Raw genomic sequence first — 12,086 nt, 5'->3', positions numbered from 1 at the left:
AAACAAAATGAAAGAATATATTTTAAGCGAATTAGAATTCCGCACAGTTAGCGAGTGCAGAAAAATTACAGATACGATGGAAGGAAAAACTTTTATGAAATTTCATGTTAATTTTTCCAATGTTTGTGGAAACTGTATGGTTATAATTTCAACAAATTATGACGCAGGCGAAGCATATATCAAGCAGTTTTTTATTTCTGCTCTTGTTAGTAACTTGCTTATCTCTCAGGCGTAATGGTTCCGGCCGGGTTCGATTCCCGGCAACGTCCTTTTATTTTAAAACCCGGCTCCCATGGGTACAGGGAAGAAAGGAAAAAAATGAACTTGATGCAAATAATAAGCTATATCGAAGAAAACCACTTAGAACATGATTTCAATAAATTTAGAAATTTTCGTTACTTTTCCAGCAAAGAACCGATAGAAGTAACATTAATTGCATTTTACCGGGAGAGAACAAAAGGAGAACATTATAATGAAAATTAGAAAACCCACGCAAAAACAAACCATCGCCGCTATAAAAAGCGGCGATTTTTCAGAAGTCGAAAAGATAGAGGATGCAGCACGCCAGGAAGCGGAGAACGTTTTTCATGCGGTTGCTTCCGGCTCTGTGCCGCTAATCTGGTACGACTTGCCGCCGGTGCAGTGTCAGTCTGGGGCGCTGTCTGTCATGCGGTACGCCCTGCATCGGTCAACAAAGCAAGACGGATTTTTGCAGCTGTCTTGCATGGAACTGAAGGCCGGGCAGATCATCCCGACTTCTGATAGACAGTATAACACCACTGACGCCGGTTTTTCGGAGTTTTTCCGGGACTTGCCCCGGTCAGTTAATGTTAATTTTTTAGAGCAGTGAAAACGCTGCTCTTTTTATGCTGCTCTTCCGGTATCCAGTCCGGCGCCAGGTTCACGGCCTGGGGAGCGGATCAGGCTTGTGAAATCTATCTACAAGCCGTGTGCCTTGACAACTTAATATTTTTCTTATCTGGAAATGTGGTTGTTGATTTGCTTTTTTCGCCGCTTTTCGCCTTTTTGGCGTTCCTTGATGTTTTTACCATTGCCGGATTTACAAGCCGTTTTTGCATGCTTCCGTCAATCAATACTCACGGTTGACGGGGCGCCGGTATGGTGGTACTATGATTATATATAGCCGTTTCCGGCTCTTTTTGTCGTGCCTCTGTGCAGCTGGCACCGATCCAGGCGCGCAGCGTCCGAACAGTGGTGAAAGTATGTTCTGTTTTGGGTGTGCTGCACAACCGCTCTATTCGGCTTTTTAACGGCCGATTAGATTCCGGTCGAAGAAGTGTATCCTTATTCGTTTTGCGGGCGTTGTGGGCGAAATTAGAGTGCCAGTTATTGATGCCTGGGAAATCCCGGCACCGGTCCGCAGGTGGTCCGCAGCCTTTTGCAGGATGTTCATGCCAGTTGTGAAACGAACGATATTTCTGGCGGTTCTTGAATATTTGCAATATTCAGACACAGAAAAATGCCGAAAAACGGCGAAAAAAAGAACAACTGAAAATAACCTTTATTTCTGGATTTCCATTTTGTTTATCTTGCATATATTAATCCATAGCATATTCCGAGGGGCTATGAAAAATCACGAATCAATTTAATTTATTTAATCCCTCAGATTTTCTCCTTGCTGTATTCTTCGTTTTGTATGTGGTCCGCTGTTTCCGGACTTTCACCTTCTGTTCCGTCTTATCTTTCTTCCTACGTACTTTATTGTGTGCTGATCGTTCAGTTGAGAATCCCATATTTCCCCTCCCTATCCTTAATCTTCTGGTTTCTGCTTTTGAAACTGATAATTTCTATGTCTGTTTGCAGTTCCTGTGGTATCCGCCCAACGATGATCACTCTTAGTGGTTCTAATCTCCGGACCATCTCTTGAAACCCCTTACAAAATTCCAATCGTGATGCTTTTGACTTCACTCGCCCATTGGTGCAGCAGGCAACCGTGCTTCTTTTTGGTATTCCGTCAAAAATCCAATCATAGCAGTATTCCGGCGGTATGTTCACGTTTGGAATCATACGGATTCCGTTCATATGCAGATAATGTGCTATCGCATGATTGCGGTACTTCTGCCAGATGTTCATCGCGAATGGCATGCCACCTTCTCCGACTGCCATGCTGAAATCCGGCGCGATCACACTGTTAAAGCATTTTAGATGCTCGATATATTTATCCGGACAATTCCAGATTTTCTCAAATTCGTTGTCGTGGATATAGAAATTGACGGTCAAATCCCTGTGGTTCTTTATCCGCCGGTCAAAGCTGTCTTTGAAGTCGACAGTATCCGCTCCAGGTCTGCCGGAATACCGTGGCATCATGGGGAACTGGTACGGTCCGTCCAGCTCTGCTCCCTCGATCATATATTCTCTCATTACGTCATATGCGGTATGATTCATGGTTATCACCCCTTAAAAACACAAAAAGACATCCTGTTCCGGGAATTGGAACCGATGTCATCATTAGTATGTTTCCATACTATCAAATATTTAGTTAAATGTCAAAAAATTACATCTCTGCTCTTCCGTTCATCTTTTGTATATTATTTAGATTGCAAATGCGTAAGTGTAGTTAAATTCCTTTTCGCATCCATCCACATAGTTGATTTTCCTGTAAAATACGGCGTGTCGTTCTGAGAACTTATTTAAAAAGATGATCGAAGCACAGGAACGCCAGATGTCCAGCGGCTCCCAGGGCGGCCAGCAGTACTAAATCTGTACGCGCAGGTAGATCTATTACTATGCTGAGTTGATCTAAGCTCATGCAAAAAAGATGCTGTCTGACAGAACTGAAAAACTGCCAGACAACATCTTTTTATTTTATATAAGATCCAAAAGTCTTAAAATCCTATATTCATTTACAGCAATTCCTGTACTTTTCGATATACAACCTCTGCAAATTTCTTATGTCCTGCTGCATTCAGATGTTCCTGATCTGCGTCACAGCAATGTACATAGGATGCTGCCGGAAGGAAACTGATATGACGTTCAGCTGCGATTTTTTCATAAACAGGCTGCAGATTTCTGGAAACGATCACAGACTCTCTGGAAAACTCCTGGTCATATCCTTCCTGCCATACTTTTTCTCCCAGATAGATGGGAGACATGAGAAGGACTTTCGCTCTTGGTGCGTATTCCTGGATCTGATCCAGCAGTCTTGTGATTCCCTTTCCGATTACATCTGCGGATGCTCCAAAAACAGTTTTGCAGTCATTGGTTCCCAGCATTAGAGTGATCACATCCGCCTGGGCATGTGTTTCCAGAAGTGTGGGAAGAAGTGCAGTTCCTTTTCTTCCGTCGCGGAGCGGATCTTCGAAAACCGTTGTTCTTCCGCACAGTCCTTCCTCGATCACGCGATATTCTTCTTTATTCAGTTTTTCCTGGAGAAGGCTTGTCCAGCGTACTCCCCACGGTAGTCTCTCTCTGCTCTCTCCGTCATATCCCCATGTATTGGAATCTCCAAAGCATAATATCTGTTTCATTTTACCATATCCCTACCTGTTTAGTATGTTATTACTTAAATGAATAATAACATGCTATTTGGAATTGGTCAAATATGCAAAAGAAATAGCCTGCTATAGACATTCTCTATAACAGGCCAATATATATCTTTTAAAATACTGTTCGATGAAGATTTTGTTTACAGTCCGATAAATCCTGTAACATCTCCGTTGATCACATAATGTGCACCATTATCTTCGGGTTTAATGTAGATTTTGAGATCTTTCAGTTCAGAAGCTTTTTTGCCCATATCCTCTGTCCAGATCTTTTTGATCCTGTCAGCAACCTCTGAAGTATGTATCTCTTTGCCCCAGTACTGAACATATACTTCTGTCACTGGCTCAGCTTTCTTAGCTGCTGTTGTCTTAGCAGCCGTCTTGGTTGTTGTTTTCTTAGCTGCAGTTGTTTTTCGTGTTGTTGTCTTCTTGGCAGCGGTTTTCTTAGCTGGCTCTTCTGATTTTACAGCTGTTGTTTTCTCTTCAGCAGATTTTACTTCTGCTGTTTTTTCTTCTACTGGTTTCTCAGCGGCAGGTTTTACCTCAGCTGTCTTCTCAGCTGCTTTTGTTTCTACAGAAGCTTTTGCATCGTCTGTCTTCGGTGTCTCAGCCTTAACGGCTTTCTCTTCGGATGCGGTTACTACAGATTTTGCAGGAGTCTCGCTTATTGAAGCCGTTTTTACAGTTGTCTTGGTTGCAGCTTTCTTTGTTCTAGCCATGTTTATAGCCTCCTTACAAGGGATTTGTTAATCTTTTCTCATGCAATACAATACTACGATTTGAAAGTTTTGTAAAGAAAAGTTTCAAAAGTCTATTAGTTAAGGCTGTAATTTACAGCATGTACACGATAAGTTACACTGCTTTTACTATATGTCCAGTTATGACGCAGCAGACAATTATGATGACGTCCGTCCCCATCCAGATTACACTCTATCACTTTAAATGAATCACTGTAAACTTCTGTAACGATAGCCGAATGTCCATTATTATTGATGCGCACATAGTCTCCTACCTGAACATTATTATCATATATTCTTTGAAGGCCTGATACTCTCTGCCCTTCCCAGATATCATAAAATACTTTTCTTGCAAACCCATCACACTGGATAGCCCCGTCAAACTTATTGCAATCATACTCGCCATTACCTGGTATCGGATCAATTCCGCTCTGAGTTCCGTGATGTTTGCATGGAACATCACTGATCGTATCCTGAAATCTTTCAGGAGCTCCGCTGCTGTCCAGATTATCTGTCAGATCTGAATAACTGTTTACAACATGGTTCCAAAATTTCCCATCAGGAAATTTGATTTTTTCATCTTCAATTCTCTGCTGCAGATTTTTCTTTTTAATAACAGTAAGATTAACAATTACCGGCTTCGCTGCATTATAAAACGTTGTACTTTTTGTAGTAACTGTGATCTGCACTTCTCTCTGAATATCGTTTTCTTGCCATTCCTTCAAAGTAACCGTTCCATCAGAAGCTACCGATGCAATAGCACTGTTGCTGCTGGAATAAACCAATGTTGCATTCTGATCTGCTTTTGCCCCGAGATTGAATGCTCCATCATAGATCTTACGTTCCTGCTGCTGTACACAGCTGACAGATGGAGTTCCTTTTACCGTAGTGATCGTCAGTTTCCTGGTTGCCGGAGCATAGGAAGAAGATTTCGCTGCAGTGATCTGGATTGTAACTTTTCCAAGCTTCTTTGCCTTTTTAAAGTTCAAATTACCTTTGGAATCCACAGAAACAATACTGGTATCTAAGGACTTATAAGTAAGTTTCCCACCTTCTGAAGGAACTTTGGCACCAAGAGATTTTATTGTAGTGGAATACGCTATTTTTGCCCCATTCTTTACAGCAGTGGTAATATTCTGTCTTTTCAGCACATTAATCTTAATTGCAATATTCTGTGCCTGATAATGTTTGGTCGCCGCAACTTTTACAGTAACTGTTGCCACTCCCTCTCCATTAAGCATAATCTTGCTATTTTTTACAGATGCAATTTTTGCATTAGTGGTTGAATATGTCACTTTTGCAAATTCTTTTTTTCCTGAAACACTGATTTTGTAGGATTTACCTTTGTCTGTATAAAGTTTTGTAATACTTCCTGGTGTAACTTTTACCGGCTGTTTTGCTTTGCTGATCTTATAAGCTATTTTTTTTGTACCTGTAAAATTGCCCTTTCCTGTGATTTGTAAGGTTGCTGTTCCAGGTTCTTTATTATTAAGATATTTATATGTATAATCTTTTTCATTCTGTAATGAGATCATTCCGGCCGCATTGGCTTTCGGCATATAAATAGAAAATGCGGGAGTTTTTGCCTGTCCATCCCAGGTGTAAATCGTTGTCTTCAAATTAACTTGAACTTTACCGTCAAGACTGCATGCTTTGATGGTAAAATATTTAGAAACAGAATCTTTGTAACTTCCCTTTCCTGTGATTTTTGCAACAGCTTTTGTTCCCGTTTTTGTATTATTAGAATAAGTTACTGTATAATCTGTGCCGCTTTTTAATGTTGTATTTCCAAGTTTAACAGTTACACCTGGCTTCTGCGGACTTCCATTGTAAGTTGCAGTTTTTACAGTTACCTTTGCCGTTTTGATGCTCTTTCTAACTACTGGTTTTGAAGCAACTACCTTTAAAGTGATACATTTACTGTTCGTTGGCATGGTCGTATATTTTTTGCCTGAGCTGTCTGACATGGTAAATGGAAGTTCTATAGAGCACTTCAGGTTCGGGATTGTTTTCAGTGTTTTAAGATTATCCATATAGTACAGCATATATCTTGCATCATTGACGCTAGATGTATTAAACTTACTGAGGTTTAGAGATTCCAGGCTGCTACAGGAGTTAAACATATATCCCATCTTTACCACTTCAGAAGTATTGAAATGGCTCACGTCCACAGCTTTTAACGCATAGCAGCGTGAAAACATTCCTTCCATAGATTTTACTTTTGATGTGTTAAATTTAGAAACATCCAGAGAAGTCATTTTTTTAAGCTCGCCAAACATAGAATTCATATCTACTACCTTGGATGTATCAAAATTTTTAATATTGAGGCTTGTTAAAGACTCATTTCCATAAAACATGAAATACATATTCTGTACATTAGAAGTATTAAAACTGTTCAGATCCAGAGACTTGAGCTTGCTCATAGTACAGAACATTTTGCCCATATCTTCTACATTTGATGTATTAAAGTTTCGTACATTTAACTGTGTAAGACTTTCGCACCGTTCGAACATACCGTTCATATATACAACATTTGCTGTATTGAAATTACTGACATTCAACTGTGTAAGGCTTTCACAGCAATAAAACATCTCCTCCATAGTCGTAACATTCGCTGTATTAAATCTACTGACGTCCAACTGTTTAAGATTCCGACATTCACGGAACATTCCGCTCATCCTTGTCACTCTGGAAGTATTAAAATTCCGGACATTCAGCTGTGTAAGGCTTTCACAGCCTAAAAACATGCTATTCATATCATTAACTTTTGAAGTATCAAATTTACTGACATCCAGAGTTTTTAATTTACTGCAATTTCGGAACATTCCCTGCATATGAGATACATTTCCGGTTTTCAATGAACCAGTATCCAGCTGTGTAAGGCTTTCACAATCTGAGAACATAAAGGCCATGTCTGTCACCTTACTGAAATCACAGTTTTTAAAAGTGATCCTGGTAAGATTCCTGCATCCCTTAAACATAGCTCTTGTCTTTGTGATTCCGGAAATTTCAACTATGGCTGTTTTAATATCATCCTGCCATTTACTCCAGCCCCTTTCTGCATCCCAATAATAATCTGAGGTATCATAGTCACCGTTTCCTTTTAATGTAAGACATCCGGATGTATCAATTGACCAGGCAATATCTCCGGTGATTCCTCCATCCATCATGCTTGCGGAAGCACTTACAGCATCTTCTTCTCTATCAGAAAAGTCATCACTTTCTGCCATTTCTTCTGTTTCCGGTTCTTCCGAAAGATTTTCAGTGTCCTCCGACATTTCTATATTATCCGCTTCTTCCGGCTCTTCTTCTAATTCCTGTTCTGTGCTATCAGGTAATTCTGCTGCTTCATCGTCTGCTGAGATTCCATCTTCAAAAATATCTTCCTCAGAAAAACTTTCCTCTGGACTGTCAGTCTCCTCATTTACATTTTCCTGGACTGTTTCCGGTTCTGTCTCTGAAGCCATGGTTATCCCTGCATTGCCAAAGATCATAGACCCTGATAAAACGACACACAGAAGTTTTTTGATCATTTTTCTCCTCATCCTGTTTTCTCCCTTTTTCTTTTTATACTAAAACGAAGTTCTGATTCTTCGCTTTGCTCCATCCAATTAGATCCCCAGATTTTCCAGTTCTTCACTCATATACCCCTTGAGATGCTCCTTTAAAGCCTTATGCTGAGGCAGGATAAGATCAAAATCCAGTGCCAGGATCTCACCAGCTGCTTCACTTGCATTCTTCAGGATTCCCGCATCATTGTAGATATCACCGATCTTAAATTCCATCAGTCCGCTCTGGCGGATACCGAAAAGATCTCCTGGGCCCCGAAGCTTCAGATCTTCTCCGGCTATATAAAATCCATCATTGGATTCATTGAGGATCTTCAGACGTTTAGAAGTATTTTCTTCATTATTTCCCTGGATAAAAATGCAGTAAGACTGATGCTCTCCACGCCCTACACGGCCACGGAGCTGGTGAAGCTGTGCAAGACCGAATCGTTCTGCATTTTCCACCATCATAACGGTAGCATTTGGCACATTCACTCCAACCTCCACAACCGTGGTAGATACCAGTACCTGGATCTCATCGGAAGCAAAGGCCTCCATGATCCTGTTCTTTTCTTTTGGCTTCATTTTGCCGTGAAGGATCTCTACTCTGATCTCGTCAGGCAGGACTTCCTGAAGCTTTCTGGCATAATCTGTGACATTCTCTGCATCCAGTCCTTCGCTCTCTTCCACCATTGGGCAGATCACATAAGCCTGTCTTCCCATCTGCACCTGCTTTTCAATAAAAGAATACGCCTTGGGGCGGTAGGAAGTTCCTACTACGCAATTTTTGATCGGAAGCCTTTTTGCAGGAAGCTCATCGATGATCGAAATATCCAGATCTCCGTATAAAATGATCGCCAGTGTCCGGGGAATAGGGGTTGCACTCATAACAAGTACATGTGGCGGATTTCCTCTGGTCGTCAGCGCTTCCCTCTGGCGAACGCCGAATCTGTGCTGCTCATCTGTGATCACAAGACCCAGATTCTTATATTCCACCTTTTCCTGGATCAGGGCATGAGTACCGATGATCACATTCACTTCGCCGGTTGCGATCTTCTGATAGATTTCACGCTTCTGTCTGGCTGTGGTAGATCCTGTCAGAAGAACCGGGTGGCAGGAAATGATATTCTGCTCTTCCATCAGCTTCAGAAAGCCTTCGTAATGCTGATTAGCCAGAACCTCTGTCGGCACCATCAATGCACTCTGAAAGCCATTTTCTGCTGAAAGTACCATAGCTAAAAACGCGATCACAGTTTTACCGCTTCCAACATCTCCCTGCACAAGTCTGGACATCAGCTTATGGCTGCTCAGATCTCGTTCGATCTCGTGCCAGACATTCTTCTGAGCTCCGGTCAGGTCATAGGGAAGCCCTTCTATGATTTCCTCGGTTGTCCATACTGGTTTCATTGGAAAAGTGTTTGGAGCCTCTTCGGTTTTCTCCTTCAGAAGCTGTATTGCCAGCACAAAAAGCAGGAACTCATCGAATACCAGACGTTTCCTGGCTGTGAGAAGCTCCTGCATATTTTTCGGAAAATGGATAGTCCGGATCGCATAATTGGCATCCGCAAGCTGATAGCGTTCCCGTATTTCCTCCGGCAGATATTCCCCATGGAGAGGTCTTGTATCCAAAATCTGATGTACCAACTTCGTGATCATCTTGTTGGAAAGACCTTTCGTCAGACCATATACAGGCTGCATACTGTGAATGATCTCCTCATAAGCTGCCGGGGTAAAAATCTCCGGATGTTCCATTTGAGGACGGCCTTTTTTTCTGGTGATCTTTCCTCTGAGGATAAAAACACTGCCCTTTTTGAGTGTTCCCCTCAAATAAGGCGCATTGAACCAGGCAACCGGCAATCGGCCGCTTGCATCTGCCACAGTTGTTGTCAGAACCTGGAGATTGCGTACCTGGTTAATATAAATACCTGTTGCTATAGTGACACGGATAGAGACTGTTTTGTCCTCCTCTGCTGATGCAATCTCCACAGGCTCCTCATATATATCGTAAGTCCGCGGATAATAACGGAGAAGCTCTTCCGCAGTCGTGATCCCGATCTTCTGGAAAAGCTTCTCTGTTTTCTCACCCACGCCTTTTAATTCACGTAAAGGTGTCTTTTCATTCATTTTTTGTGCTCTTTATTCTACAGAAATCAGATAGTAGTAAATCGGCTGTCCACCCTGGTTCAGCTCAACCTCGCACTCCGGATATTTCTCAGTAAGAGAATCAGAAAGTGCCTCTGCATCTTCCTCAGATACATCTTCACCATAGTAAACGCTGATGATCTCAGATTCCTCGTCAACCATCTCTGCTACCATCTCCTCCGCTACCTGAAGTCGATCTCTGCCTACTGCAAGGATGCCTGCATCACCGATTCCCATGATATCTCCCTCATGGATTTCCTTGTCATCAATACGTGTATCACGGACTGCATAAGTGATCTGTCCGGTTTTCACTCTGGAAATCGCATCGGTCATGGAAGCAAGGTTCTCCTCGCCGCCCTTTTCCGGAACAAAGCTGATCATTGCGGAAATTCCCTGTGGAATCGTCTTGGTTGGTACTACAATGATCTCCTTGTCCTCAGTCAGATCTCTTGCCTGGTTAGCTGCAAGGATAATATTCTTGTTATTCGGGAAAATATAAATTGTTTTTGCATGTACTTTCTCAATAGCATTGAGCATATCCTCTGTACTCGGGTTCATAGTCTGACCGCCTTCGATCAGATAATCTACGCCAAGCTCACGGAAAATCTGAGAAAGTCCCTCACCTACTGATACAGAAATAAATCCGTGATCCTTCGGAGGTTCTTTATTTTCTGCCTGTTCTTTTGCAAGTTTTTCAGCGTCTTTGATCAGTTTTTCCTGATGTTCTTCTCTCATATTGTCAATCTTCATGCGGGAAAGCTGACCATACGTGAGTGCACGTTCAAAAGCCTGTCCCGGATGATTGGTGTGTACGTGTACCTTGACAATCTCATCATCTGCCACCAGAACAATGGAATCACCGATGGAATCCAGAAATTCACGGAAACGATCGATCTCCTCCTGTGGAAGCGGTTTTTCAAGAAGGATAATAAACTCTGTACAATATCCAAATTTGATATCTGCCTCTGCCTGAGGAGAAATCTTTGTGATCTTAGGAGCAGCAGCTGTCTCAAACTGGGAATAATCCACTTCTTTTCCATGATATCCGTCGATGGCACCACGGAAGACTTCCAGAAGTCCCTGTCCGCCAGAATCCACAACACCTGCTTCTTTCAGGACTGGAAGCATCTCCGGTGTTCTGGCAAGAGTTTCCTCTGCATGCTGAAAGATTCCGTCGAAAAAAGCATCCAGATCTTCTGCAGCATCGGCAAGCTCTGCGGCTCTGTCTGCAGCAGCTCTGGCTACAGTAAGAATGGTTCCCTCTTTTGGTTTCATAACTGCTTTGTATGCAGTTTCAACGCCTCGCTCCATAGCTGCGGCAATGGCAGGTGCATCCAGATCTGTAAGTTTACGCACACCTCTGGTAAATCCACGCAGAAGCTGTGACAGGATAACACCGGAATTACCTCTGGCTCCACGGAGGGAACCGGAAGAAATTGCCTTTGCCAGGGATTCCATATCCGGATCTGTAAGAGCACCTACTTCAGAAGCAGCAGACATGATGGTAAGCGTCATATTGGTTCCCGTATCTCCATCAGGTACAGGAAACACATTCAGTTCATTGATCCACTCTTTCTTCGCTTCCAGATTCTTTGCTCCGGACAGAAACATTCTGGAAAGTATTTTAGCATCTATGGTTTTGTTATTCACCACAAGTTCCTCCTCTAAAACTAATCTATTGCACGCACGCCCTCAACCATAATGTTGATCTTTTCAATCTCCATTCCTGTAAAGGCTTCGACTTTATATTTTACATTGTTGACAAGATTGTCCGCAATAGTACTGATATTCACGCCATATGCTACGATGACATGAAAATTCAGCCGGATCTTATTATCATCCGTGATCTTAACACTGATACCATGTTTCAGGCTGTCAATACGCAAAAGCTTGACCAGGCCATCCTTCATACTGATAGCTGCCATTCCGATGATACCAAAACACTCTACCGCCACACTGCCGGCATAAGTCGCAATGACATCTGTATCAATTACGATCTGACCCAATCCGGAATCTATACGTCCATTCATATGGTTACCTCCATTGTTTCATTCAGATTAAATTATATAAAACTATTATAACCTTTTTTTTATAATTACGCAATGATAGAGTTCAACTTGTTTTATCTTATAGAAAATTAAGCTCATCCACTCTAT

General features: G+C 42.0%; 9 protein-coding genes. 2 read left to right on the top strand and 7 right to left on the bottom strand.

Features of this window, described 5'->3' with window-relative positions:
• Positions 1-7 precede the first annotated feature (7 nt).
• Together DMI82_RS16130 and DMI82_RS16120 are read left to right on the top strand one after the other, a co-directional pair.
• Positions 8-235 (top strand): hypothetical protein, encoded by a 228-nt coding sequence (locus tag DMI82_RS16130; RefSeq protein WP_110103935.1) that lies wholly within the window; start codon positions 8-10, stop codon positions 233-235.
• A gap of 237 nt (positions 236-472) precedes the next feature.
• Positions 473-850 (top strand): hypothetical protein, encoded by a 378-nt coding sequence (locus tag DMI82_RS16120; protein WP_110103933.1) that lies wholly within the window; start codon positions 473-475, stop codon positions 848-850.
• A gap of 887 nt (positions 851-1,737) precedes the next feature.
• Here the strand turns inward: DMI82_RS16120 and DMI82_RS16115 are convergent.
• The 7 genes from DMI82_RS16115 to DMI82_RS16085 all read right to left on the bottom strand — a co-directional run bounded on the left by DMI82_RS16115 (position 1,738) and on the right by DMI82_RS16085 (position 11,960).
• Positions 1,738-2,406 (bottom strand): DUF4417 domain-containing protein, encoded by a 669-nt coding sequence (locus DMI82_RS16115; protein ID WP_110103931.1) that lies wholly within the window; start codon positions 2,404-2,406, stop codon positions 1,738-1,740.
• Between the two features lie 458 nt (positions 2,407-2,864).
• Positions 2,865-3,488, bottom strand: a complete 624-nt coding sequence (locus DMI82_RS16110) for a GDSL-type esterase/lipase family protein (RefSeq protein ID WP_015524905.1) — start codon at positions 3,486-3,488, stop codon at positions 2,865-2,867.
• Positions 3,489-3,646: 158 nt separating this feature from the next.
• Positions 3,647-4,222 carry a DUF6465 family protein gene (locus DMI82_RS16105; RefSeq protein ID WP_015524904.1) on the bottom strand — a complete coding sequence of 192 codons (576 nt, stop codon included), beginning with the start codon at positions 4,220-4,222 and terminating at the stop codon, positions 3,647-3,649.
• Between the two features lie 95 nt (positions 4,223-4,317).
• Entirely contained in the window at positions 4,318-7,785 is a 3,468-nt protein-coding gene (locus tag DMI82_RS16100; RefSeq protein WP_110103930.1) for a BspA family leucine-rich repeat surface protein, read from the bottom strand.
• Positions 7,786-7,851: 66 nt separating this feature from the next.
• Positions 7,852-9,912, bottom strand: a complete 2,061-nt coding sequence (recG, locus tag DMI82_RS16095) for an ATP-dependent DNA helicase RecG (protein WP_110103929.1) — start codon at positions 9,910-9,912, stop codon at positions 7,852-7,854.
• Positions 9,913-9,924: 12 nt separating this feature from the next.
• The gene (locus DMI82_RS16090; protein WP_110103927.1) at positions 9,925-11,580 is read right to left on the bottom strand and encodes a DAK2 domain-containing protein; all 1,656 of its coding nucleotides are present in this window, start codon (positions 11,578-11,580) and stop codon (positions 9,925-9,927) included.
• Between the two features lie 20 nt (positions 11,581-11,600).
• Positions 11,601-11,960, bottom strand: coding sequence for an Asp23/Gls24 family envelope stress response protein (locus DMI82_RS16085; protein WP_015524900.1), 360 nt, complete (start codon positions 11,958-11,960; stop codon positions 11,601-11,603).
• Between the last annotated feature and the right edge of the window lie 126 nt (positions 11,961-12,086).

This window comes from Blautia sp. BCRC 81119 (assembly GCF_003184505.1).
GTDB classification, from domain to species: domain Bacteria; phylum Bacillota; class Clostridia; order Lachnospirales; family Lachnospiraceae; genus Blautia_A; species Blautia_A fusiformis.
This window is presented reverse-complemented; position numbering and strand designations above follow the sequence as displayed.

Excerpts from the sequence above, each read along its gene's own strand:
- DMI82_RS16110 (WP_015524905.1), bottom strand. The coding sequence starts at position 3,488 with ATGAAACAGATATTATGCTTTGGAGATTCCAATACATGGGGATATGAC.
- DMI82_RS16100 (WP_110103930.1), bottom strand. The coding sequence starts at position 7,785 with ATGAGGAGAAAAATGATCAAAAAACTTCTGTGTGTCGTTTTATCAGGG.
- DMI82_RS16085 (WP_015524900.1), bottom strand. The coding sequence starts at position 11,960 with ATGAATGGACGTATAGATTCCGGATTGGGTCAGATCGTAATTGATACA.
- recG (WP_110103929.1), bottom strand. The coding sequence starts at position 9,912 with ATGAATGAAAAGACACCTTTACGTGAATTAAAAGGCGTGGGTGAGAAA.
- DMI82_RS16105 (WP_015524904.1), bottom strand. The coding sequence starts at position 4,222 with ATGGCTAGAACAAAGAAAGCTGCAACCAAGACAACTGTAAAAACGGCT.
- DMI82_RS16115 (WP_110103931.1), bottom strand. The coding sequence starts at position 2,406 with ATGAATCATACCGCATATGACGTAATGAGAGAATATATGATCGAGGGA.
- DMI82_RS16130 (WP_110103935.1), top strand. The coding sequence starts at position 8 with ATGAAAGAATATATTTTAAGCGAATTAGAATTCCGCACAGTTAGCGAG.
- DMI82_RS16120 (WP_110103933.1), top strand. The coding sequence starts at position 473 with ATGAAAATTAGAAAACCCACGCAAAAACAAACCATCGCCGCTATAAAA.